This is a genomic window from Microbispora bryophytorum, assembly GCF_006874465.1.
GTDB classification, from domain to species: Bacteria; Actinomycetota; Actinomycetes; order Streptosporangiales; family Streptosporangiaceae; genus Microbispora; species Microbispora bryophytorum.
Genome location: NZ_VIRL01000003.1, coordinates 56,698 through 79,149, shown reverse-complemented (window position 1 = coordinate 79,149; position 22,452 = coordinate 56,698). Strand labels below are relative to the sequence as shown.

21 protein-coding genes are annotated in these 22,452 nt (G+C 72.2%); 9 read left to right on the top strand and 12 right to left on the bottom strand.

Going from position 1 to position 22,452, the window contains the following annotated elements; genetic code table 11:
* Positions 1-139 precede the first annotated feature (139 nt).
* Positions 140-2,137 (top strand): beta-propeller domain-containing protein, encoded by a 1,998-nt coding sequence (locus FLX07_RS07925; RefSeq protein ID WP_142569117.1) that lies wholly within the window; start codon positions 140-142, stop codon positions 2,135-2,137.
* Here FLX07_RS07925 and FLX07_RS07920 read toward each other — a convergent pair.
* Together FLX07_RS07920 and FLX07_RS07915 are read right to left on the bottom strand one after the other, a co-directional pair.
* Positions 2,130-3,890 (bottom strand): glycerol-3-phosphate dehydrogenase/oxidase, encoded by a 1,761-nt coding sequence (locus FLX07_RS07920; RefSeq protein ID WP_142569115.1) that lies wholly within the window; start codon positions 3,888-3,890, stop codon positions 2,130-2,132. The genes FLX07_RS07925 and FLX07_RS07920 overlap by 8 nt on opposite strands.
* Positions 3,891-4,160: 270 nt before the next feature.
* Complete coding sequence (locus FLX07_RS07915; protein WP_142569113.1) at positions 4,161-4,889, bottom strand: class I SAM-dependent methyltransferase; 729 nt, start codon at positions 4,887-4,889, stop codon at positions 4,161-4,163.
* Between the two features lie 329 nt (positions 4,890-5,218).
* Between FLX07_RS07915 and nagA the strand changes: the two genes are divergently transcribed.
* Positions 5,219-6,364, top strand: a complete 1,146-nt coding sequence (gene nagA / locus FLX07_RS07910; RefSeq protein WP_142569111.1) for an N-acetylglucosamine-6-phosphate deacetylase — start codon at positions 5,219-5,221, stop codon at positions 6,362-6,364.
* 47 nt (positions 6,365-6,411) lie between these two features.
* On the opposite strand, the gene FLX07_RS07905 is transcribed toward nagA, so the two are convergent.
* Positions 6,412-6,843 (bottom strand): DUF6223 family protein, encoded by a 432-nt coding sequence (locus tag FLX07_RS07905; RefSeq protein WP_142569109.1) that lies wholly within the window; start codon positions 6,841-6,843, stop codon positions 6,412-6,414.
* Positions 6,844-7,072: 229 nt separating this feature from the next.
* On the opposite strand from FLX07_RS07905, the gene FLX07_RS07900 reads away from it, so the two are divergent.
* Both FLX07_RS07900 and FLX07_RS07895 read left to right on the top strand, forming a co-directional pair.
* Entirely contained in the window at positions 7,073-8,188 is a 1,116-nt protein-coding gene (locus FLX07_RS07900) for a sensor histidine kinase (protein ID WP_142569108.1), read from the top strand.
* Positions 8,185-8,847 (top strand): response regulator, encoded by a 663-nt coding sequence (locus FLX07_RS07895; protein WP_142569106.1) that lies wholly within the window; start codon positions 8,185-8,187, stop codon positions 8,845-8,847. The genes FLX07_RS07900 and FLX07_RS07895 overlap by 4 nt, the downstream gene beginning before the upstream one ends.
* A gap of 51 nt (positions 8,848-8,898) precedes the next feature.
* Here the strand turns inward: FLX07_RS07895 and FLX07_RS07890 are convergent, their stop codons facing one another.
* Both FLX07_RS07890 and guaB read right to left on the bottom strand, forming a co-directional pair.
* Positions 8,899-10,017: a GuaB3 family IMP dehydrogenase-related protein gene (locus FLX07_RS07890; protein ID WP_189104893.1), complete on the bottom strand. Its 1,119-nt coding sequence runs from the start codon at positions 10,015-10,017 to the stop codon at positions 8,899-8,901.
* Positions 10,018-10,050: 33 nt separating this feature from the next.
* A complete protein-coding gene (gene guaB, locus FLX07_RS07885) occupies positions 10,051-11,532 on the bottom strand; it encodes an IMP dehydrogenase (protein WP_142569105.1) in 1,482 nt (493 codons plus the stop codon).
* A 600-nt stretch (positions 11,533-12,132) separates the two neighbouring features.
* Here guaB and FLX07_RS07880 point away from each other — a divergent pair.
* Positions 12,133-13,140 carry a helix-turn-helix transcriptional regulator gene (locus tag FLX07_RS07880; protein WP_142569103.1) on the top strand — a complete coding sequence of 336 codons (1,008 nt, stop codon included), beginning with the start codon at positions 12,133-12,135 and terminating at the stop codon, positions 13,138-13,140.
* A gap of 84 nt (positions 13,141-13,224) precedes the next feature.
* Positions 13,225-13,602, top strand: coding sequence for a DUF5319 domain-containing protein (locus FLX07_RS07875; protein ID WP_139573618.1), 378 nt, complete (start codon positions 13,225-13,227; stop codon positions 13,600-13,602).
* Here the strand turns inward: FLX07_RS07875 and FLX07_RS07870 are convergent.
* From FLX07_RS07870 to groES, 4 genes are all read right to left on the bottom strand, one after another.
* Complete coding sequence (locus FLX07_RS07870) at positions 13,563-13,778, bottom strand: anti-sigma-D factor RsdA (protein ID WP_142569102.1); 216 nt, start codon at positions 13,776-13,778, stop codon at positions 13,563-13,565. The genes FLX07_RS07875 and FLX07_RS07870 overlap by 40 nt on opposite strands.
* Positions 13,775-14,401: a sigma-70 family RNA polymerase sigma factor gene (locus FLX07_RS07865; protein ID WP_142569100.1), complete on the bottom strand. Its 627-nt coding sequence runs from the start codon at positions 14,399-14,401 to the stop codon at positions 13,775-13,777. The genes FLX07_RS07870 and FLX07_RS07865 overlap by 4 nt, the downstream gene beginning before the upstream one ends.
* 330 nt (positions 14,402-14,731) lie before the next feature.
* Positions 14,732-16,357 carry a chaperonin GroEL gene (groL, locus tag FLX07_RS07860; RefSeq protein ID WP_142569098.1) on the bottom strand — a complete coding sequence of 542 codons (1,626 nt, stop codon included), beginning with the start codon at positions 16,355-16,357 and terminating at the stop codon, positions 14,732-14,734.
* 69 nt (positions 16,358-16,426) lie between these two features.
* Complete coding sequence (gene groES, locus FLX07_RS07855) at positions 16,427-16,738, bottom strand: co-chaperone GroES (protein ID WP_030508383.1); 312 nt, start codon at positions 16,736-16,738, stop codon at positions 16,427-16,429.
* 340 nt (positions 16,739-17,078) lie between these two features.
* Between groES and FLX07_RS07850 the strand changes: the two genes are divergently transcribed.
* The 3 genes from FLX07_RS07850 to FLX07_RS07840 all read left to right on the top strand — a co-directional run bounded on the left by FLX07_RS07850 (position 17,079) and on the right by FLX07_RS07840 (position 19,940).
* Positions 17,079-17,654, top strand: coding sequence for a MarR family winged helix-turn-helix transcriptional regulator (locus tag FLX07_RS07850; RefSeq protein WP_142569096.1), 576 nt, complete (start codon positions 17,079-17,081; stop codon positions 17,652-17,654).
* A gap of 28 nt (positions 17,655-17,682) precedes the next feature.
* Positions 17,683-18,936: a class I SAM-dependent methyltransferase gene (locus FLX07_RS07845; protein WP_142569094.1), complete on the top strand. Its 1,254-nt coding sequence runs from the start codon at positions 17,683-17,685 to the stop codon at positions 18,934-18,936.
* 155 nt (positions 18,937-19,091) lie between these two features.
* Entirely contained in the window at positions 19,092-19,940 is an 849-nt protein-coding gene (locus FLX07_RS07840; protein ID WP_142569092.1) for a hypothetical protein, read from the top strand.
* A gap of 118 nt (positions 19,941-20,058) precedes the next feature.
* Here the strand turns inward: FLX07_RS07840 and tsaD are convergent, their stop codons facing one another.
* The 3 genes from tsaD to tsaB all read right to left on the bottom strand — a co-directional run bounded on the left by tsaD (position 20,059) and on the right by tsaB (position 22,421).
* A complete protein-coding gene (tsaD, locus tag FLX07_RS07835) occupies positions 20,059-21,096 on the bottom strand; it encodes a tRNA (adenosine(37)-N6)-threonylcarbamoyltransferase complex transferase subunit TsaD (protein ID WP_142569090.1) in 1,038 nt (345 codons plus the stop codon).
* 94 nt (positions 21,097-21,190) lie between these two features.
* Positions 21,191-21,649: a ribosomal protein S18-alanine N-acetyltransferase gene (rimI, locus tag FLX07_RS07830; RefSeq protein WP_142569886.1), complete on the bottom strand. Its 459-nt coding sequence runs from the start codon at positions 21,647-21,649 to the stop codon at positions 21,191-21,193.
* 49 nt (positions 21,650-21,698) lie between these two features.
* The gene (tsaB, locus tag FLX07_RS07825) at positions 21,699-22,421 is read right to left on the bottom strand and encodes a tRNA (adenosine(37)-N6)-threonylcarbamoyltransferase complex dimerization subunit type 1 TsaB (RefSeq protein ID WP_142569088.1); all 723 of its coding nucleotides are present in this window, start codon (positions 22,419-22,421) and stop codon (positions 21,699-21,701) included.
* Positions 22,422-22,452: the final 31 nt, after the last annotated feature.

Genomic DNA, 22,452 nt, shown 5'->3' with positions numbered 1-22,452 from the left:
TTGCGGCGCCGGCCGCGAATCCCGGCTGCAGGAACCTGCCTGCCCGGATGACGACGGGCTCGCGCGGGCCGTACGAGGCGCACCGACCGGATCGGCGGCGGCCGTCGAACCGGGACGGAGGGTGATCCGTCTTGGGAGCATGAGGACATCGATCCGTACGGCGGGCGTTCTCGCCGCGCTGCTGGCCCTGGGAGCCACGGGCTGCGCGGGTGGCCGTACGACGCAGGACTTCCCGCCGCCTCCCGCGGACGTGACCAGTACCGATCCAGCCGGCACCGATTTGGTCGACAACGTGCGGCTCGTCGCGTACGCCGACTGCGACGAGATGACGGAGGGGCTGCGGCGGGCGGCCGCGCGGAACGTGACCCCCTGGGGCTTCGGGGACGCCATGTTCTACGCGGCCCGCTCCGACGTCGCCGCCACCGCCAAGCAGGCGATGCCCGAGCAGCAGTCGCACTCGACCACGAACACGCACGAGGCGGGCATGGACGAGCCCGACCTGGTCAAGACCGACGGCGACCGGGTGATCACCGTCACCGGGGGCGTGCTGCGCGTCGTGGACGCGAGGACCCGGAAGGTCACCGGGACGCTGCGGCTCGTCGCCCAGGATCAGGCGGGGGACCAATCGTGGGTCCAGGCCGGTCTGCTGGTGCACGGCGACCGCGCGCTCGTGCTGTTCGAGGGGGGCGGGATCATCCCCTTCGGAGCGACGGCCACGGCCCGGGTCGCCCCCGGCGGCCCGAGGTACGTGCTCGTGGACCTGTCCGGCGAGCCGCGCGTCCTCGGCGCGATGACCGTGCACGGGCAGCACGTCGACGCCCGGCAGGCCGGCTCCACGGTGCGGCTCGTCGTCCGGTCCCAGCCGGAGATCGCCTTTCCGCCGCCGAAGGAGAACGCGTCGGAGCGGGAACTGCTCGAAGGCAACCGTGAGGCCGTGCTGTCCGCCCCCGCCGGCGCGTGGCTGCCGTCGTACGACGTCGAGTCGGGTGACGCGAGGCGCACCGAGCGGGTCGGCTGCGACCGGGTCAGCCACCCCGGCCGGTTCACCGGCACCTCGATGCTGACCGTCCACACGATCGACCTGGCCGCCGCCACGCCGTTCGGCTCGCCTGCGCCGATCGCGGTCGCGGCCGACGGCGACACCGTGTACGGAACGGCGGGCAGCCTCTACGTCACCAGCAATCCCCGCTGGTGGGGGGCTCACCCGATCGACGTGGCGCCCGCGCCCGGCTCGTCGGCCGCCGCGCCAACGGCCACCCCGGGGGTGCCGCCCGAGCGCACGGACGTGCATCGCTTCGACGTCTCCACCCCCGGCGCCCCGCGCTACGTCACGTCGGGATCGGTGCCGGGACGGCTGCTGAACCAGTACTCCCTGTCGGAGTACGACGGTCATCTGCGGGTGGCGACGACCAGCGGCGACGAGGTGCTCGGCGCAAGCCCGGGCACCGGCGAGAGCGGCGTGTACGTGCTCGACGCCGGCACGCTCGCCCGGACGGGCTCGGTCACGGGCCTCGGCAAGGGCGAGCGGATCTACTCGGTGCGGTTCGCGGACGGCCTCGGCTACGTGGTGACGTTCCGCCAGACCGACCCCCTGTACGCGCTGGACCTGCGGGATCCGGCCGCGCCGAAGGTCACCGGCGAGCTGAAGATCACCGGATTCTCCGCCTATCTCCACCCGGCGGGCGAGGGGCGGCTCGTCGGCATCGGCCAGGAGGCGAGCGAGGCGGGCCGCGTGCTCGGCACGCAGATCTCGCTGTTCGACGTCTCCGACCCGGCCGCGCCCGCGGTGCTGTCGCGGTTCCACCGGGAGGGGTTCGGCTCGGAGGCCGAGTGGGACCCGCACGCCTTCCTCTACTGGCCCGCCACCGGGCTGGCCGTGCTCCCGCTCCGAAACCGGGCCGGCGGCGGGATGGCCGGCAGCGCGGCGCTCGCACTGCGCGTCGGCGACCGCGAGATCACCGAGCTGGGCGTCGTGACCCACCCGCGGCCGCCGGCCAGGAGCGGCTTCGCCCCCGCCGACCAGGGCATCCGCCGTTCCCTCGTCATAGGCGCCGACCTGTGGACCGTGTCCGGCAGCGGTCTCAAGGTCAGCGACGCCGCCACGCTGGCCGAGCGCGCGTGGATCCCTTTCATCTGATGGTCCCCGGCGCCTTCGCGAGGTCGCGCGGGGGTGCGACGGGCACGATCTCCGGCGCACCGAGGCGGATGGCGTCGGCCTCCTGGTCGGTGTCCTGCTCCTGGGAGGCCCGCTCCGCCTCGATCCGCTTGGTGTAGTACTCGACCTCGCGCTTGACCTGATCGGCGTCCCAGCCGAGCGGGCCGGCCATGAGCTCGGCGGCCTCCTGAGCGACCGCGGTCCCCCGGTGGAAGGTCTCGATCGAGATGCGGGTGCGCCGCGTCAGCGTGTCGTTGAGGTGCCGGGCGCCCTCGTGCGTCGCCGCGTACACGATCTCCGCGCGCAGGTGGTCGTCCGCGCCGTCGAGGGGCCGCCCGAGCGCGGGGTCGCGCTCGATGATCGCCAGCACCTCGTCGATCAGCGAGCCGTACCGCTCCAGCAGGTGCTCGATCCTCGCCACGTGCAGCCCGGAGGAGCGCGCCATGCGGTGGCGGGAGTTCCACAGGGCCTGGTAGCCCTCCGCGCCGGCGAGCGGCACCTGATCGGTGCAGGACGGCGGCACGCGCTGGTCGAGGCCGTGCGCGACCGCGTCCACGGCGTCGGCCGCCATGACCCGATACGTCGTGAACTTCCCGCCGGCCACCATGACCAGCCCCGGCACGGGGTGGGTGACGACGTGCTCGCGCGACAGCTTGGAGGTCTCCTCGGACTCCCCGGCCAGCAACGGCCGTAGGCCGGCGTACACGCCCTCGACGTCGTCCCTGGTCAGCGGCACCGAGAGCAACGCGTTGACCCGGTCGAGCAGGTAGTCGATGTCCGCCCGCGAGGCCGCCGGGTGGGCCTTGTCGAGGTTCCAGCGGGTGTCGGTGGTCCCGATGATCCAGTGCCGGCCCCAGGGGATGACGAACAGCACCGACTTCTCGGTGCGCATGATGAGCCCGCTGAGCGAGTGGATGCGGTCGCGCGGCACCACGAGGTGGATGCCCTTGGACGCCCGCACGTGGATCTGCCCCCGGCCGCCGACGAGGTGCTGGATGTCGTCGGTCCACACGCCGGTCGCGTTGACGACCTGGCGGGCCCGCATGTCCAGCTCGGCGCCGGTCTCCAGGTCGCACACGCGCACCCCGGTGACCCGCTCCCCCTCGCGCAGGAAGCCGACCGCCTGCGCCCGCGAGGCGACGTGCGCGCCGTACGTCGCGGCGGTGCGCAACGTGGTCATCACGAAGCGGGCGTCGTCCACCTGGGCGTCCCAGTACTGCACGGCGCCGGTGAAGGCCGACCTGCGCAACGAGGGGGCGACCCGCAGCGCCTGGCGGCGGGTCAGGTGGCGGTGCCCCGGCACGCCCCGGGTGAGGCCGAAGGACAGCCCGAGCGTGTCGTAGAGCGCGAGCCCCGCCCCGACGTACGGCCGCTCCCAGCCCGCGTGCGTGAGCGGGAACAGGAACGGCACCGGCCTGACCAGGTGCGGCGCGATCCGCTTGAGCAGCAGCGACCGCTCCCGCAGGGCCTCCCTGACGAGGTCGAAGTTGAACTGCTCCAGATAACGCAGCCCGCCGTGGATCAGCTTGGACGACCGGGACGACGTGCCGGAGGCGAAGTCGCGCGCCTCGACCAGGCCCACCGAGAGCCCGCGCGTCGCCGCGTCGAGCGCGACACCGGCGCCCACGACGCCGCCGCCGATCACGACCACGTCGAGTTCCTGCGCCTCCATCCGCGCCAGGGCAGCGGTGCGTTCCGCCGGGCCGAGCCTCGCCGTCCCCATCCTCGCCGTCATATGGCTCCTTCTGTACCGCTTTCGCCGCTTCCGAGCAATCTACCCGTGAGTAGTTACCCACCAATCCATCTTTTCCGTCCGCTTTTCCAGGGATCTCCTAATAGTCGGTGAACACTTCGGCGCACCCCTCGCCGTCCCGCGGCGAGGCGCATCACGGTCACCACACACGGCACGCGCCCACTCCGGGACGCTGCGTGATCAATCAGACGGGCCTGGCAGGCGGTCATCGCCGTAACGTGAGCGGCGGACCGTCCCCACCGGCCCCTGATCTCAGGGACGTCTGCAGGCGACCATCGACGTACGGGCGTGCGGCCCGCCGTACCAGAACCTCCAGCCGAGGTCGTAGACCTCGACGTCGGCGGCGCCGCACTCCGTGAGCACCTCGGCGTACCGGCGGGCGTTGCGGAAGTCGGCGATCCGCAGCAGCCCGCCCGGCTTGAGCACGCGGAAGGCCTCGCGCACCGCCTCCGCGCGGCCCTCCTCCTGCGGGATGTTGTGGATCGCGAGGCTGGAGACGACCAGGTCGAACGTGGCGTCGTCGAACGGGAGGTCGCGCATGTCGCCGGTGATCAGGTCGACCCGGTCGCCGACCCCCTCCGCGCGCGCGTTGGCCGAGGTGGCGTCCTGATTGTTGCCCGACTGGTCCCTGGTCGACCACAGGTCGATGCCGGTGGCCCTCCCGGACGACAGCCGCGCCGCGGCCTTGAGCAGCACCAGGCCGCGGCCGCAGCCCAGGTCGAGAACCTGTTCGTTCCCCGTCAACCCGAGCCGGTCGAGTTCGGCGTCCCAGACCTCGAACTTGCCGCGGAGGGTGGTGTGGGCGAACAGCGCCCCGCCCACGACCAGCACGATCCCGCCCACGAGGAGCACGACGGCCGGGATCGGCCAGCCGATCCCGAAGAGCACGGCGGCGAGTGCCAGCTCGGCGATCCCGCCCAGGGTCAGTCCGGCCAGCACGCCGGGGGCGTCCACACCGTAGTTCGCACGCGGATTTACCATCGTTAGTTCTTACCTGTGACTTACCTGTCATGTACAGGGTTTCTCGGGTGAATGATCCGGGTTTCCCGATCGATGCCCCTGACGTGCGCTGACGTGCGCAGACGTGTGCAGACGTGCCCCGACATGCCGTCTCCCGGGGTGCCTGACGTGCCCCTTCCGGCCCTTCATGGCGTTATAGAGCTTCGACCGTTATTCACGCCCATTGTGGACTTATCGCTCTAATGGGCGCTTTCTGGAGTGATGACCGTCCTGTCGGCGTGCCCACGCGTACGGCGGGAGCCGCCGGACCCCGAGCGGCGGGCACGCGCGGCACGCGGGAGGATGGCGGCATGAGCGTGACTCTCTCCGATGCCCGTGTCGTCACTCCCGACGGCGTCCACGACGGCTGGCTCACCATCGAGGACGGCAGGATCACCCACATCGGGCGCGGGCAGGCCCCGCGCGACGGGCTCGGCCTGGGCGGGCGCACCGTCGTCCCCGGCTTCGTCGACATCCACACCCACGGCGGCGCCGGCGGAAGCTTCCCCGACGGCGACCCGGAGACCGCCGCCACGGCCGCGGCCCTTCATCTGAGCCGGGGCTCGACCACCCTGATGGCCAGCCTGGTCACCGCCGCGCCCGACACGCTCACGCGGGCCGCCTCGGCGCTCGCCGACCTGTGCGAGCAGGGCCTGCTCGCCGGCATCCACTTCGAAGGGCCCTACATCGCCAGGTCGCGCTGCGGCGCGCACGAGCCCACGCTGCTGCGCGAGCCCGACGTGGCGGAGTTCCGGGCACTGGTGAAGGCCGGGCGGGGCCACGTCCGGATGCTGACGATCGCGCCCGAGCTGCCGAACGCGCTCGACGTGATCAGGGACGCCGCCGCCGAGGGCGTCGCCGCCGCGCTCGGCCACAGCGACGCGACCTACGAGCAGACGATCGAGGGGATCGACGCCGGGGCGACGGTGGCCACCCACCTCTACAACGCGATGCCGCCGCTCGGCCACCGCGCGCCCGGACCGATCGCCGCCCTGCTCCAGGACGAGCGGGTGACCGTCGAGCTGATCAACGACGGCGTCCACGTCCACCCCGCGATGCTGCGCCTGGCCATGCACGCCGCGGGCGCGGGCCGTACGGCCCTGGTCACCGACGCGATGGCGGCGACGGGCATGGGCGACGGGCGCTACCCGCTCGGCCCGATGACCGTCGACGTCGTGGACGGGGTGGCCCGGCTCGCCTCCGACGCGCCCGGAGGCGGCCCGATCGCCGGCAGCACGCTCACGATGGACGTGGCCTTCCGCCGCACCGTGCGGGAGGCCGGGCGCTCACCGGTGGACGCCGCGCTGATGGCCTCGCTCACCCCCGCCCGCGTCCTCGGGCTGGACGGCGAGATCGGCTCGATCACGGTCGGCAAGTACGCCGATCTCGTGGTGCTCGACGACGACCTGCGCGTCGGCGGCGTGATGAAGCGCGGCGCCTGGGTCCGCCACCCCTGACCGTTCCCCGCCAAGCCGAAGTTGGGCCCGGCGGGCCCCCTGGCCGATCAGCCGATGCGGCGGGATCGGGTCAGCGCCAGCCCGCCGACGACCACGCCGGCCAGCCCCACCACCAGGGCGAAGTAGCCCCCGACTATTCCGTAGCCGGTGCCGGGACCGCCGTCGGCGGCGGCCACGACCAGCCCGCCGACGACAGCGCCGGCGAGTCCGGCCACCAGGGCCACGACGGCCCCGCGTCTCGCGTCGCCGATGCCGATTCGTCCGGCGGAGCGGGCCAGCGCCAGCCCGCCGACGACCACGCCGGCCAGCCCCAGCATCATGGCCGCCAAGGCCCACAGACGTCCGGCGGTCAGGGTGTAGGCGCCGACGCCGGCCGGCTGAACCAGGAGATGCGCCGCCGACGGCGTGGCATGCCCGGCATATCCGAGCAGGGCGGCCGGGGCGGTCGGGGCGGCGGCAAGCAGGTGACTGACGGACATGAGGGGCTCCTTCTCCTCGAACGACAGGACGTCACCCGAGCATGTCCGCCGGACCCGCCGCCGGTCGTCCGCCGCGAGCGGGCGATCGGCGCTGCCGCCGGTGCCGCGTCCGGCTGCCGCGGACGCGGCAGGAGCCGTGGAAGTACCGCGGGCGCGGTAGGCCGCCGATCATCCGCGCGGAGGAGCCGCCCATGCGCGCATCCGGCTAGGGTGCGCGCATGAGGCGCGCATGAGGACAGTCCGGTCCGGTGCCGGAGACCGGGCGATTGCCGTCTGCGTGGCGGCGGCGCTGCTGGTCACCGGGCTGTCCAAGCAGCACCCCGCGACGAACCTCGATCCGGTCGGCTACACGCTGCTGGTGGCCGGCGGCCTGGCACTGGCCGCGGGCCGCAAAGCGCCGGTCCCCGTCCTGGCCGTCACCGGGCTGTGCGCGGTGGGTTACCAGGCGGCCGGCTTCGATGTGCCCGCCGTCGCGTACCTGTTCGCGGTGTACGCCGCGATGCGGGCCGGACACCGCGTCATCACGGTGGCGGCGAGTGTGACGATGTTGGCCGCTCTCCCCCTCGCGGCCATGGCCGCGGGCCTGCACGACACGGGCGCGGCGCTCGCCCAGGCCCGCGGCGCCCTGGAGCTGGCCTGGCTGATCGCGGCCGGCGCGGCGGGTGAGGCGCTGCGGCAGGCGGAGCGCCGGGCGGACGAGGCCGAGCGCACCCGTGAGGAGACCGCGCGCCGCCGCGCGGACGAGGAGCGGCTGCACATCGCGCGGGAACTGCACGATTCGCTGACCCACCAGATCTCGGTGATCAAGGTGCAGGCCGAGGTCGCCGTCCACGTGGCCCGCAAACGGGGCGAACAGGTGCCGGAGGCCCTGCTGGCGATCCGAGAGGCCGGCCGTGAGGCGGCCCGCGAACTGCGGGCGACTCTGGAGGTGCTGCGCGACGACGGCGAGAACCCGATGCGTGGGCTCGACCACGTCCCGGACCTGGTGCGAAGGGCCCGGACGACCGGCCTGGACGCGACGCTGACGGTCGAGGGACACCGGGACGACGTGCCGGCCGCGGTCGACCGGACCGCGTACCGGATCGTCCAGGAGTCGCTGACCAACATCGCCCGGCATGCCTGCGCCACCACTGCGGCGGTCTGGATCGACCACCGTCCCGACGCCCTGGTCATACGGGTGGACGACGACGGAAAGGCCACTCCCGGCGCCGCGCCCGTGCCCGGTGTCGGACTGCTCGGGATGCGCGAACGGGTGACCGCCCTCGGCGGTCGCCTGCGCGCGGAGCCACGCGGCGAGGGCGGCTTCACCGTCCACGCTGAACTCCCGGTGGAGCGGACGCCGTGATCCGGGTCGTGCTGGTCGACGACCAGCCGCTCCTGCGCAGCGGGTTCCGCGCGCTTCTCGACCTCGAAGACGACATCGAGGTGGTCGCCGAGGCCGGCGACGGGGTGGAGGGCCTGGCGCTGGTCAGAGAGCACCTGCCCGACATCGCTCTCATCGACATCCAGATGCCGGTCGTCGACGGCATCGAGGCGACCCGGCGTATCGCCGCGGACCCGGCCCTGGCCGGGGTGCACGTCGTCATCCTCACCAATTACGGGCTGGACGAGTACGTCTTCGACGCGCTGCGTGCCGGCGCCGCCGGCTTCCTCGTCAAGGACATCGTGCCGGAAGACTTCCTGCACGCCGTACGCGTCGCCGCGCGCGGCGACGCCCTGCTCGCACCGTCGGTCACCCGCAGGCTGATCGACCGGTTCGTCACGCAGCCGCTCCACACGGGCGCCGAGGTGGAGCTGGAAGAACTGACCAACCGCGAACGCGAGGCCGTCGCACTGGTCGCCCAGGGGCTGTCCAACGACCAGGTCGCCGGCCGCATGATGATCAGCCCGATGACCGCCAAAACCCATGTCAACCGGGCCATGGCCAAGCTGCACGCCCGTGACCGCGCGCAGCTGGTGGTCTTCGCCTACGAATCCGGCCTGGTGACCCCGCGCGGCCGCTGACGCGGGGCCGGGTGCCTGAAGGAGGCCGGGCCCGGCCTGCTTGACAGCGGCTCAGCGCTGCGGCGGGGCGACGACCACCTCGACGCGCTGGAACTCCTTGAGGTCGGAGTAACCGGCGGTGGCCATCGTGCGGCGCAGCGCGCCGAGCAGGTTCATCGAGCCGTCGGCCAGCGACGACGGGCCGTGCAGGATCTCCCGCAGTGTGCCGATCGTGCCGAACTCGACCCGCTTGCCGCGCGGCAGCTCGGGGTGGTGGGCCTCCGATCCCCAGTGGAACCCGCGGCCGGGGGCCTCGCTGGCCCGCGCCAGCGGCGAGCCCACCATGATGGCGTCGGCGCCGCAGGCGATCGCCTTGGCGATGTCGCCGGAGCCGCCCATGCTGCCGTCGGCGATGACGTGGACGTACCGGCCGCCCGACTCGTCCATGTAGTCGCGGCGGGCCGCGGCCACGTCGGAGATCGCGGTGGCCATAGGCACGACCACGCCCAGCACGGTGCGGGTGGTGTGCGAGGCGCCGCCGCCGAAGCCGACCAGCACGCCGGCCGCGCCGGTCCGCATGAGGTGCAGCGCCGCGGTGTACGTCGCGCAGCCGCCCACGATCACCGGGACGTCGAGCTCGTAGATGAACTGCTTGAGATTGAGCGGCTCGGCCCGGCCGGAGACGTGCTCGGCGGAGACCGTCGTGCCGCGGATCACGAAGATGTCCACGCCCGCGTCGATCACGGCCTTGTGGTGCTGCACGGTGCGCTGCGGCGACAGCCGTACGGCGGTCGTGACACCGGCCGCGCGGATCTCCTCGATGCGCCGGCCGATCAGCTCGTCCTTGATCGGCGCGGTGTAGATCTCCTGCAGCCGCGCGGTCGCGGCGGCCCGGTCGAGGGTGGCGACCTCCTCCAGGAGCGGCGCCGGGTCCTCGTAGCGGGTCCACAGCCCTTCGAGGTCGAGCACGCCGAGGCCGCCCAGGCGCCCGATCTCGATGGCCGTCTGCGGCGACACGACGCTGTCCATCGGGCTCGCCACGAGCGGAGAGTCGAACCGGTAGGCGTCGATCTGCCAGGAGATCGACACCTCCTCCGGGTCGCGGGTGCGCCGGGAGGGCACGATGCCGATCTCGTCCAGCGCGTAGGCACGCCGCCCGCTCTTGCCGCGCCCGATCTCCACCTGTGTCATATCGCCCGTTCTTTCCGTCTCTTGCGGTACAAACTATCGCCCGTGGTAGTTCGGAGCCTCGACCGTCATCTGGATGTCATGCGGGTGGCTCTCCTTGAGCCCGGCCGTGGTGATCGGCATGAGCTGCGCCTTCTCGTGCAGCTCCTCGATCGTCCGGGAGCCGGTGTACCACATGCCCTGCCGCAGGCCGCCGACCAGCTGGTGGGCCACCGCCGCCGCCGGGCCGCGGTAGGGCACCTGGCCCTCGATGCCCTCGGGGATGTACTTGTCCTCCCCGGACACCTCGGCCTGCGCGTACCTGTCCTTGCTGAACGACGTGCCGCCGCGCTCACGGTTGCGGACCGCGCCCAGCGACCCCATGCCCCGGTAGGACTTGAACTGCTTGCCGTTGATGAAGATCAGCTCGCCGGGCGACTCCTCGCAGCCGGCCAGCAGCGAGCCGAGCATGACCGTGTCGGCCCCGGCGGCCAGCGCCTTGGCGATGTCGCCCGAGTACTGCAGGCCGCCGTCGCCGATGACCGGGACGCCGGCCGGGCCGCACGCCAGCGCGGCCTCGTAGATGGCGGTGAGCTGCGGGGCGCCCACGCCCGCGACGACCCGGGTGGTGCAGATCGAGCCGGGCCCGACACCCACCTTGACCGCGTCGGCGCCCGCGTCGACCAGCGCCTGCGCACCCGCGCGGGTGGCGACGTTGCCGCCGATGACGTCCACCCGTCCGTTGGCCTTGATCTTGGCGATCATGTCGCACACGCCGCGCGAGTGCCCGTGGGCGGTGTCGACGATGATGACGTCCACGCCCGCCTCGATCAGCGTCATGGCGCGCTCCTCGGCGTCGCCCGCGACGCCCACCGCCGCGCCGACCATCAGGCGGCCGTCAGCGTCCTTGGTCGCGCTCGGGTACTGCTCGCTCTTGGTGAAGTCCTTGACCGTGATGAGGCCCTGCAGGCGGCCGGCCTCGTCCACGAGCGGAAGCTTTTCGACCTTGTTCTGCCGCAGCAGCCGGAACGCCTCGTCGCGGTCGACCCCCACCGGCGCCGTCACCAGCGGCATCGGGGTCATGACGTCGCGCACCTGCCTGCTCTGGTCGCTCTCGAACCGCATGTCGCGGTTGGTGACGATGCCCACGAGCACGCCGTCCCGGTCGGTGACCGGGACGCCGGAGATCCGGTACGTCGCGCACAGCCGCTCGACGTCGGCCAGGGTGTCCTCCGGAGAGCAGGTGACGGGGTTGGTCACCATCCCCGCCTCCGACCGCTTCACCAGGTCGACCTGCTGCGCCTGCTCCTCGATCGAGAGGTTGCGGTGCAGGATGCCGATGCCGCCCTGCCGGGCCATGGCGACCGCCATGCGCGCCTCGGTGACCGTGTCCATCGCGGCCGACACCAGCGGGATGCGCAGCGTGATGGTGCGGGACAGCCGGGTCGTCGTGTCGGCGTCCCCCGGCTGCAGGTCCGAATAGGCGGGAACCAGGAGCACGTCGTCGAACGTGAGTCCCGGTTCGGTGAACTTGGCCATCTGCTGCACCCCTCCTGCGCTGTGGGTCCCCGTGCGCGGGTCTTCGCGCGCGGGTCCTCGCCAGACCCGAGGTCAGTCTAGTGGCCGCCCCAAACCGCATCCGGCCGACCTGTCAAGAGGGAGGGCATAAAAAGTGGGGGGACCGGCTTCCGGTCCCCCCACTTCCCCGCGTCGCGCCCGCCACGCCCGTCGAGCCCCCCTCCGCGCCCGGCAGACGGGGCGTTCCCGGCTAACGCTGGGTCAAGAATGCGTCACGTAGCGTCCATGCGCAATGGCGTAACGTGCAACTGCACAAAGATGCATTTCCTGTCTCTCGAAACTACGCCCGAGACAAATGCCGAACGATCACATCCATACAAAAGCCGCCATGCTCACCCCGGCCAAATGTGTGAACGCGACGGACAGCGCGGAAAATCCGAGCTATTCTCGCGATCCGAAGCGAGGCGGGGATGGGCGGAAGTCGGCGCGCGGGACGCCGGGAAACGTTTTCCCCCAGGGGCCGGCGGGCCATTGGATCAACGCGCCGATGCGACCGGCGCGGCGCGACCGGTGCGGGGCCATCGGCGCCGCGCGACCAGTGTGACCACCGACGGAGCGAGCATGAGTACGACGCGCAACGCCCCCTCCCCGGCCGACGACCCGTTCGGAAGCCTCGGCCTCTCCCCCGACCAGACGGCCCTCTATACGGCCATGCTGCGGCTGCACCGCACCACGCTGACCGAGCTCGCCGAGGCGGTCGGCCGGTCCGCCGAGGACGTGCTCGACGCCCTGGACGGGCTCGTACGGCTCGGTGCGGTGAACCGGCGGCGGGAGGAGCTCATCGCCCGCCACCCGGCCGCGACGATCGGGCGGCTGGTGGCCGAGCGGCTGGACCGCATGGCCCGCGAGACGCGCCAGATCGACGAGGTGCTCGCGGCGGCGGGGCGCCTGACCCACCACTACGACGCGGGCCTCGACTGGCGCAGCGGGCGGTTCTCGGTCGAGGCGGTGAGCGGCGCGGACGAGCTCTGCGAGAGCGTGATCGGCCTCGCGCTGCAGGCGCCCCCCGCCGAGCTGGTCATGGCCGTGCCGGACCTCCGCACCATGGCCAGGCTGGCGGACGGGTACGGCGCCCAGTGGATCCAGGCCACCGCGGACGGCATCCTGAGCCTGCGGATGGTCGTCGCGCTCGACGCCGTGTCCGCACCCGCCATGCGGGAGGTGTGCGCGCGGTTCTCCGCGGCGGGCGCGGGGCTGCGGGCCCTCGACGCGGTGCCGAGCTGGTTCTTCGCCCTCGGCGACGGCACCGCCGGGCTGCCCGCCGAGTGGGGCGTCCCGCCGCACGAGCACTCCTGCAACTGCTTCCTGGTCCACGCCCCGGTGGTGGTGGGGGCGCTGCGGGCACTGTTCGATGCGCTGTGGGCCCAGGCCGCGCCGATCTCCCCGCGCACCAACGCGCAGCAGGTGCTGCGGCTGGCCGCGCACGGCCTGTCCGACGACGCCGTCGCCCGCCACCTCGGGGTCTCCGTACGCACGGTGCGGGCCAGGTTCGCCGAGGCGATGTCGGAGCTGGGGGCTCAGTCCCGCTTCCACGCCGGAGTGGAGGCGGCCCGCCGCGGCTGGCTGTGACGCCCGCGCCGCGGGGCGCGGCCCGCCGAGCGGATGGGGCGCACTTATCCTCGTGGAGGGGGCCGTGGTCATAAGGTGGGATGCGTGCTGGAAGACGTCCCCCGCGACCCGTTCGCGGATGACCCCAACGACCCCGCGTCGGAGCTTGGAGCGCCCGACGACGTGGAGCCGCTGACGCTCGCGGAACGCGACGAGGCGCTGACCGATCTCGCCGACGTGGAGGTCTTCCGTTCCCTGCTCGAACCCCAGGGTGTGCTCGGCCTGGTCCTCGACTGCCCGGAGTGCGGCGAACAGCACTACTTCGACTGGGACCTGCTGCGCGGCAACCTGCGCCAGATGATCGACAACGGCCGGCCTCAGGTCCATGAGCCGGCCTACCAGCCCGATCCGGCCGACTACGTCAGCTGGGAGTACGCCCGGGGCTACGTGGACGGCGTGATCGACACGGAGGAGAGCCACTGACCGTCCACGTCGACGACGAGCGCGCCGAGCAGCCGGATGGCGGCGTCCGTGCCGCCGACCGGCTCGCGGCGGGCGAGCGCGTCAAGGACGGCGTCCGTCCGCATTACTTCGCCCTCCACGTCGGCATCGCCGTACGACCCGAGGTGGCGAGCCGTACGACGACGTTTCGTGGTCACGCAATCGACTCCAGCTCGGCCAGTTGCCGGAGCCTGGCGAGCGCACGATGCTGCGCGACCCGGACGGCACCTGGTGACATGCCGAGTACATTACCCGTCTCCTCGGCGGACAGGCCCGAGACCACCCGCAGGATGAGGAGCTCGCGCTGGGTGTCCGGGAGCCGGGCGAGCAGGTCGCGGGCGTGCTGGGCCTCGATGTAGCGCACCACCGTCTCCTCCGGCCCGGGACCCTCGTCGGGCCCGTCCGGCAGGTCCTGCGTGGGCACGGCCGAGCGAACCGAACTGCGGAGGGCGTCGGCCACCTTGTGGGAGGCGATTCCGAAGACGAACGAGGCGAACGGGCGGCCCATGTCGCGGTAGCGCGGCAGCGCCGACAGCACCGCGATGCACACCTCCTGGGCCACGTCGTCGGCGATGTGATACTGACCGGACACCCTGCCCAGTCGAGCTCTGCAGTAGCGGACCACCATCGGGCGCAGGTGTCTCAGCAGTGATTCGATCGCGGTGCGATCTCCCTGTACGGCAAGGCTGGTCAGTTCCCTGAGGTCGGGCTCATCCGATCTCGTCGCAAGCCTTACCCCAGTTACGGCGTCGGCGACGCATCCCTCGGTCACGTTAGGCATGATGCCCGTCACGATCGTTCATGTCGTCATGGTTAACGGCTACGGATTGGTCACATTGGCGCGTCGATAACACTCCGTAATCGACTGATCACTCTGCCGTTGGAACATTCCAACCGTAATGTCGAAAATGACGAATATACGACTGACGACTTGACAGGGAAAAAGAAACATGCGGGTCGTTCGCATTGCCCGCGAGCCCGCTTCGCCTCCCGGCGGCCCGTCTCACCGGCGGAGCGGACAAGGGGCGGAGCGGACAAGGGGCGGAAAGCAGTGCGCCCCGCGGTCCGCCCTTACGGGCGGCGCGGGGCGCGGTGCGCGGAAGGCGCGGGATCAGTGGCCGTGACCGTGGCCGTGACCGTGACCGCCGTTGGCGGCCGGAGCCTCCTCCTCGGGCTTGTCCACGACGAGGGCCTCGGTGGTGAGCAGCATGCCGGCGATGGACGCGGCGTTCTGCACGGCCGAGCGGGTCACCTTGACGGGGTCGATGACGCCCTGGGCCACCAGGTCGCCGTACTCGCCGGTGGCGGCGTTGAGGCCCTCACCGGCCTTCATCTCGGCGATCTTGGCGGTGACGACGTAGCCCTCCATGCCCGCGTTCTCGGCGATCCAGCGGGCGGGCTCGACCAGCGCCTTGCGGACGATCGAGACACCGGTGGCCTCGTCGCCGGTCAGGCCCAGGTCGTCGAGCTCCTTGGACACGTGCACGAGCGCGGAGCCACCGCCGGAGACGATGCCCTCCTCGATCGCGGCGCGGGTCGCGGAGATCGCGTCCTCGAGGCGGTGCTTCTTCTCCTTCAGCTCCACCTCGGTGGCGGCGCCGACGCGCAGCACGCACACGCCGCCGGCCAGCTTCGCGAGACGCTCCTGGAGCTTCTCGCGGTCCCAGTCGGAGTCGGACTGCTCGATCGCGACCTTGATCTCGCGGACGCGGTCCTCGATCGCCTGGGCGTCGCCGGCGCCGTCCACGACCGTGGTGGTGTCCTTGTTGACCACGACGCGGCGGGCCGTGCCGAGCACATCGAGGCCGACGTGCTCCAGCTTGAGGCCGATCTCCTCGCTGACGACCTGGCCGCCGGTGAGGATGGCGATGTCCTGCAGCATGGCCTTGCGGCGGTCGCCGAAGCCGGGGGCCTTGACGGCGACGGAGGTGAAGGTGCCGCGGATCTTGTTGGTCACCAGGACGGCCAGGGCCTCACCCTCGACGTCCTCGGCGATGACCAGCAGCTGGCGCTTGGTCTGCGCGATCTTCTCCAGCAGCGGCAGGAAGTCCGCGATGGAGGAGATCTTGCCCTGGGTGATGAGGATGTAGGGGTCCTCCAGGACCGCCTCCATGCGCTCGGAGTCGGTCACCATGTAGTGCGACAGGTAGCCCTTGTCGAACTGGAGGCCCTCCGTGAACTCCAGCTCCAGGCCCATCGCGTTGGACTCCTCGACGGTGATGACACCGTCCTTGCCCACCCTGTCGAACGCCTCGGCGATCAGGCCGCCGATCTTCGCGTCCTGGGCGGAGATCGTCGCGACGTTGGCGATCTCCTTCTTGTCCTCGACGTGGCGGGCGCTGCTGAGCAGCCGCTCGCTGACGGCCTGCGCGGCCTTGTCGATGCCGCGCTTGAGCCCGAGCGGCTGCGCGCCGGCGGCCACGTTGCGCAGGCCCTCGCGGACCATGGCCTGGGCCAGGACGGTCGCAGTGGTGGTGCCGTCACCCGCGACGTCGTTGGTCTTGGTCGCCACTTCCTTGGCGAGCTGGGCGCCAAGGTTCTCGTACGGCTTGTCCAGCTCGACCTCACGAGCGATGGTCACACCGTCGTTCGTGATCGTCGGGGCACCGAACTTCTTGTCGATGACGACGTTGCGGCCACGGGGGCCGAGCGTCACCTTGACGGCGTCGGCGAGAGCGTTGACACCACGCTCGAGAGCGCGCCGCGCGTCCTCTTCGAACTCCAGGATCTTCGGCATTCAGGTCTCCTTAAGAGCGCGCGGAGCCCCGGGCGCATGGCCCGGGGCTCCACAGGCCGGCGCGGCCTACTACTTCTCGATGATGGCGAGCACGTCGCGGGCCGAGAGCACCAGGTACTCCTCGCCGCCGTACTTGACCTCGGTGCCGCCGTACTTGCTGTAGAGGACGACGTCGCCCTCCTTGACGTCCAGCGGGATGCGCTTCTCGCCGTCCTCGTCCCAGTTGCCCGGGCCCACAGCGAGGACACGGCCCTCCTGCGGCTTCTCCTTGGCGGTGTCCGGGATAACCAGGCCGGAGGCGGTGGTCTGCTCAGCCTCAAGCGGCTGGACCACGATGCGGTCGCCAAGCGGCTTAACGGGAACCTTGGTGGCGGTCGTCACGATCGGACCTCCCCTTCAGATTGCGATGAATGAGCTGAAGAGGCGACCAGCGGCCTGCCGTCGCGGGTGTCAGACCTGTCTCGTCGCTATTGGCACTCTCACTGGGAGAGTGCCAACACGAAACAGTATGCAAGTGGCGCGTGACAGTCAACACGAACCGGCATCGCAGGTCAGACGCACCTGGCGGCAACACGCCAGAGCCCGCCCGTTCAGCCGTCCGCCGCGCCCGCGTCACCGTCCGGCCGGAACATCGCATCCACGGCTCACATTTCAATGTCGAAGTGTTGGATACGATGGCAGCGGAGGAGGAGCGGCGAGGAGGACCCAGACCGCGCGCGCCATGAACGACACCCTCACGGACACCACCCTCACGACGCACACCGCCGCCGACCACACCACCGCCGACCGCGCTCCCGGCGAGGACGCCGTCGACCGGATCCTCGGCCAGTGGGCCCGGGTGCGCCCGGATGTGGACTGCTCCGCGATGGGAGTCGCCGGGCGGATCTCCCGCGCCTCCCGCCTGCTGGAGAAGGGCATCAAGGAGTACTTCACCGGGCACGACCTCGAACCGTGGGAGTTCGACGTGCTCGCGACTCTCCTCCGGTCCACCCCCGATCACCGGCTCTGCATGAGCGATCTCGCCACGGCCGCGATGGTCAGCTCCGCGGCGCTCACCAACCGGGTGGACCGCCTCGTCGTCAAGGGCCTGGTGCACCGGGAGGTCTCGCCGTCCAACCGCCGCATGGTCCTGATCACCCTCACCGGCGAGGGCCGGGCGGTGGCCGACGCCCTGCTCGCGGGTCACGTGGCCAACGAGGAGCGACTTCTGGCCGGCCTCACCGGCGAGGACCGGGAGCAACTGTCCGGCCTGCTGCGCAAGCTGCTCACCTCGCTCGGCGACGTCGGCTCCTGCTGACCGCCGGGCAGGCGGTAGCGTCGCGGGCGTGGACCTGGACGCCTTCCGCACGCTGCTCACGCCCGCCGGGCGCGGGGCCCTGGACGAGGCCGTGAAGATACTCGCCGACGGCGCCGACCCGGTGGCCGCCGCGAGCGCGATGCGCCGCAGCCACCCGGCGGACCTGACGGCGGCGGCGCTCACGCAGGCGTCGCTGCGACGGCGGGCCGAGGCCAAGTTCGGCCCCGACGCCGCCGTCATGTACTTCACCCCCCACGGGCTGGAGCAGGCCACGCGCCCCGAGGTCGCCGCACACCGCGCGGCCAGAATCCGCGCCGCAGGGCTCCAAGCCGACGGGCTCCCGGCCGACGGAACCCCGGCCGACGGAACCCCGGCTCACGGGGAGCCGGAGGGCGGTCCTGCCGTACTGGACGTCTGCTGCGGGATCGGCGGGGACCTGCTCGCGCTGACGAGGGCGGGCTGCCCGGTCGACGCCGTGGACCTCGACCCGCTGACCGTGGAGATCGCCCGCGCCAACGCGGCGGCGCTCGGACTGTCCGGTCTGGCCCACGTCCGCACGGGCGACGCCGCGCTGACCGACCCCGGCGGATACGGCCTGCTGTTCGCCGACCCCGCCAGAAGGGGGGCGAGAGGACGGACCTTCGACCCTATGGCCTACTCCCCCACCTGGCCGGTCGTGCTCGACCTGGTGGCCCGCGCCCCGGCGGCCTGCCTGAAGGTGGCTCCCGGCATCCCGTACGAGTTCATCCCGGAGGGCGCCGAGGCCGAGTGGGTGTCGTACCGCGGCGAGGTGAAGGAGGCGGCCATCTGGACCGGGATGGGGCCGGGCGGACGGCGTGCCACCCTGCTGCCGTCCGGGGCCACGCTCACGGCGTCCGGCGCGGAGGCGGAGACCGGGCCGGTGAGCCGCTACCTCTATGAGCCCGACGGCGCCGCGGTGCGGGCCCACCTGGTCGCCGAGGTCGCCGCCCTCGTGTCGGGCCGCCTCGTCGATTCGCGGATCGCCTACATCACAAGCGACCGTCTCGTACGCACGGAGTGGGCCTCCTGCTACGAGGTGACCGACGTCATGCCGTTCTCGCTGAAACGGCTGAGAGCGGTGCTGCGCGAACGGCGCGTCGGCGTGGTCACCATCAAGAAACGCGGGTCCGCCGTCGACGTCGAGCGGCTGCGCAAGGATCTGCGGCTTTCCGGCGGCAATTCCGCCGTGATCGTGCTCACCCGCATCGAGGAGCGTCCGTTCGCCCTGCTCTGCCAGCCCGTGACCAGCGCAAACGGATGAAATCGGAATAATTCACCGGCAATTACCGCCTTTCTCATTCCCCGCCTGATGGCCGCGGGTCAGGGCCTAAAGTTGGCCGTCGGGCGTCCGCCTGTTCGTTCATCTGCGCGAGACCGGGCCGAACCGATGTTTCGGCGAGTGAAGGAGCATTCTCGGTGGAGCATTCCAGCCACAACCTCCTCCAGGCGGGCAGCCAGACCGCCATCTCCGATCGGATGCGCGAACTGCTCGCCCGGGCGGCCCAGGACCATGTCTACGAGCAGCGAACGCAGGGTGCCGTGCTCGACGAGATCCGCCAGCGGCTGGAGGGCATGGAGTGGCTCCTGCGCGAGGTGCGCGAGCGCGAGCTGGGCGGCCTCGGCGTGGCAATCGAGGTGATCACGCAGCGGCTCGACGACATGACGGTCAGGCCGCCCGCCTGGGCGGAGGGGCTGGCCCAGCACATGGAGCTGCTGCGCGACCACGTGGACGAGGTCGGCGGCCGCGCCCAGGGCCTCGCCGAACGGATGGCGGACGTCGCGCACCGGCTCGGCAAGTTCCAGGGGAGCATGGAGGCCGCCGCCGGGCGGTTCACCCGGATCGACAAGACTCTCGCCGCGATCACCGAGCGCACCGAGCGGCTGGAGGCCGTCGTCGTCGAACGGCTGGACTCGGTCGGCGGCCGGATCGAGGCGGTGGAGAGCGGGGTCGAGGGCATGGACGCCAGGGTGACCGCGCTGGGCGCCGGCGTCGGCGACGTCGCCGCCGGAGTGGACGAGATGAGCACCACCATCGCGGGCATGAACGCCGACCTCACCGTGGCGGCGGGGGCCGTCGTGCCCCTCGTGGACGCGGTGCGCAGCAGGCCGGACCGTGAGCAGATCGCCGAGACCGTCTCGGACGCGGTCACGCGCGCCATGGAGCCGGCCCGGGGCGACGTGGCCCGGCGGCTCGCCGCGCTGGAGGAGACCATGCTGGCGCTCGCCGAGGTTCTCCTGCGCCCCGCCCGCGGCCACGCCGACTGACGACCGCCCCCGCAACCACGCCGGCTGACGACCGCTCCGCCGCCACGCCGGCTGAAAACCGCAGCGCCGACCCAAAACCGCGACGCCGGCGGGGAACCGCTCCGCCGCCCGGCGGCGATCAGACGTTGACGACGGTGATCGGAAGCGACGAGTCGGCCGGGATCTCCAGGGTGGAGGGGTGCACGCCCGCCGCCACCAGGTCCGCGCCGAGCGCCGCCACCATCGCGCCGTTGTCGGTGCACAGGCCGGGCCGCGGCACCCGCAGGCGCACCCCGGCCGCGTCGCAGCGCTCCTGGGCCAGGGCCCGCAGCCGGGAGTTGGCGGCCACGCCGCCCCCGATCAGCAGATCCTTCACGTCGTAGCGGGCACACGCCTGCAGGGCCTTGCGGGTGAGCACGTCCACGACCGCCTCCTGGAACGACGCCGCGACATCGGCCACGGGCACCGTCTCGCCCGCCGCCTCGCGGGCCTCCACCCACCGCGCCACGGCCGTCTTCAGGCCGGAGAAGGAGAAGTCGAGGGTGCCGTCGTCGAACTTGCCCCGGGGGAACGTCACCGCCGTGCCCGAGCCCTCGCGGGCGGCCCGGTCGATGTGCGGCCCGCCGGGGAACGGCAGCCCGAGCACACGGGCCACCTTGTCGAACGCCTCCCCGGCCGCGTCGTCCACCGTCGACCCGAGCGAGATGACGTCCCGCGCCACGTCGGGCACCAGGAGCAGCGAGGAGTGCCCTCCCGACACCAGCAGCGCGATCGAGGGCTTGGGCAGCGGGCCGTGCTCCAGTTGGTCCACGGCGACGTGCGCGGCGAGGTGGTTGACCCCGTAGAGCGGAACGCCGAGCCCCAGCGCGTACGCCTTGGCGGCGGCCACGCCGACGAGCAGCGCACCCGCGAGACCGGGGCCCGCGGTGACGGCGACCGCGTCGATGTCGGACAGGCGCAGCCCGGCGGCGGCCAGCGCGCCTTCGACCGTGGGCGCCATCGCCTCCAGATGGGCCCGCGAGGCCACCTCCGGCACCACGCCGCCGAAGCGGGCGTGCTCGTCCATGCTGGAGGCGATGGTGTTGGCCAGCAGCGTGTGGCCGCGGACGATGCCCACGCCCGTCTCGTCGCAGGACGTCTCGATGCCCAGCACGATCGGCTCGTCATGCCTGCTCATGCCGCCTCCTCGCCTCGCCGCTCGGGGTCTCGTCGTGCCGGAGGCGCGCAGACGACCCAGCCGCGAATCGCCCGGTGTCCACGTATTCGCTCGTTCATGCCCCGCCCCCCAGGTCTCCGTCTCGTGGCCCGAGGTCCTTCACCATGGTGATGGCGTCGGTGCCGTCGTCGTAGTAGCGCCGCCGCAGCCCCAGCCGCCGGAAGCCGAACCGCTCGTACATCGCCTGTGCGGGCGGGTTGTCGGCGCGCACCTCCAGGAACACCGAGACCGCACCGCGGCGGGCCGCCTCGGCGAGCAGCGCGTCCATCAGCGCGGTTCCGACGCCGGCGCGCCGGTGGTCGGCGAGGACCGCGATCGTCTGGACGTCGGCCTGGTCGCCCGCCGCCGCCAGGCCGGCGTACCCCACGACGCGGTCGCCCACCTGGGCGACGACGTAGTGCCGGGTGCGCGGCTGGTCGGCCAGCTCGCCGCGCAGCATGGCCTCGGTCCAGGCGTCCACGGGGAACGTGGTCCGCTCGATGTCCATTACGACGGGCAGGTCCTCGTGGGTCATCTGGCGCAGCGCGACCCCGGCCTGCCTCACGACGTGCTCCCGCGGCGGCTCACGCCGTCACCCGCTTGGGCGCCCCGGGCACCTGCGCGTCGGGACGCCGCAGGTAGATGGGCCGCGGCGGGCCGAGCACGGCCAGCTCTCGCGCCTTCTCGACCGAATCCACGCGTCCCTCGGGCACGCGGGCGAGCCGCGCCGCCTCCTGCTCGCTCAGCGGCGCGAGGAGCTCGGCCGCCAGGGCCGCGAGCGCTCCGGCCGAGGGATGCTCGGGACCGCGCACCCGGTCGGCGCCGACGACGTCGGCGTACATGGCGCCGCCCGCACCGATCACGGGCAGTTCCCCGGGCAGGTCGTGCGGCCGGTCCACGCGCGGCCCGTCGAGCCGCGTGCGCGGGTCGCCGTACCGCGCCCAGAAGACCTCCTTGCGGCGCGCGTCGGTCGCGACGAGGAACGGCCCGCTCTCCCGCGCGGAGTACGCGAGGGCGTCGAGCGTGCACACCCCGAACGCCGGCACACCGGCGGTCATGGCCAGCGCCTCCGCCGTCATCAGGCCGACCCGCAGACCGGTGTACGGCCCGGGGCCGGTCCCGGCGACGATCGCGGTGACGTCCTTGAGCGTCGCGCCGGACTCGCGCAGGACATGCTCGACGGCGGGGGCGAGGAGCTCTCCGTGCCGCCGCGCGTCGATCGTCGTCGACTCCGCCACCACGCGTTCGCCGTCGTACAGCGCGGCGGTGACGGCGGGAGTTGCGGTGTCGAAGGCCAAGACAAGCACGAAGGTCAAGCGTAGTCGCTGTGCGGAGGCG

What these genes read in the sequence shown, in the direction of transcription:
- nagA (WP_142569111.1), top strand. Translation starts at nt 5,219, where the DNA reads ATGAGCGTGACTCTCTCCGATGCCCGTGTCGTCACTCCCGACGGCGTC.
- FLX07_RS07865 (WP_142569100.1), bottom strand. Translation starts at nt 14,401, where the DNA reads ATGCCTAACGTGACCGAGGGATGCGTCGCCGACGCCGTAACTGGGGTA.
- FLX07_RS07900 (WP_142569108.1), top strand. Translation starts at nt 7,073, where the DNA reads ATGAGGACAGTCCGGTCCGGTGCCGGAGACCGGGCGATTGCCGTCTGC.
- FLX07_RS07850 (WP_142569096.1), top strand. Translation starts at nt 17,079, where the DNA reads ATGAACGACACCCTCACGGACACCACCCTCACGACGCACACCGCCGCC.
- FLX07_RS07905 (WP_142569109.1), bottom strand. Translation starts at nt 6,843, where the DNA reads ATGTCCGTCAGTCACCTGCTTGCCGCCGCCCCGACCGCCCCGGCCGCC.
- groL (WP_142569098.1), bottom strand. Translation starts at nt 16,357, where the DNA reads ATGCCGAAGATCCTGGAGTTCGAAGAGGACGCGCGGCGCGCTCTCGAG.
- FLX07_RS07925 (WP_142569117.1), top strand. Translation starts at nt 140, where the DNA reads ATGAGGACATCGATCCGTACGGCGGGCGTTCTCGCCGCGCTGCTGGCC.
- guaB (WP_142569105.1), bottom strand. Translation starts at nt 11,532, where the DNA reads ATGGCCAAGTTCACCGAACCGGGACTCACGTTCGACGACGTGCTCCTG.
- FLX07_RS07880 (WP_142569103.1), top strand. Translation starts at nt 12,133, where the DNA reads ATGAGTACGACGCGCAACGCCCCCTCCCCGGCCGACGACCCGTTCGGA.
- rimI (WP_142569886.1), bottom strand. Translation starts at nt 21,649, where the DNA reads ATGACCCACGAGGACCTGCCCGTCGTAATGGACATCGAGCGGACCACG.
- FLX07_RS07890 (WP_189104893.1), bottom strand. Translation starts at nt 10,017, where the DNA reads ATGACACAGGTGGAGATCGGGCGCGGCAAGAGCGGGCGGCGTGCCTAC.
- FLX07_RS07920 (WP_142569115.1), bottom strand. Translation starts at nt 3,890, where the DNA reads ATGACGGCGAGGATGGGGACGGCGAGGCTCGGCCCGGCGGAACGCACC.
- FLX07_RS07915 (WP_142569113.1), bottom strand. Translation starts at nt 4,889, where the DNA reads ATGGTAAATCCGCGTGCGAACTACGGTGTGGACGCCCCCGGCGTGCTG.
- tsaD (WP_142569090.1), bottom strand. Translation starts at nt 21,096, where the DNA reads ATGAGCAGGCATGACGAGCCGATCGTGCTGGGCATCGAGACGTCCTGC.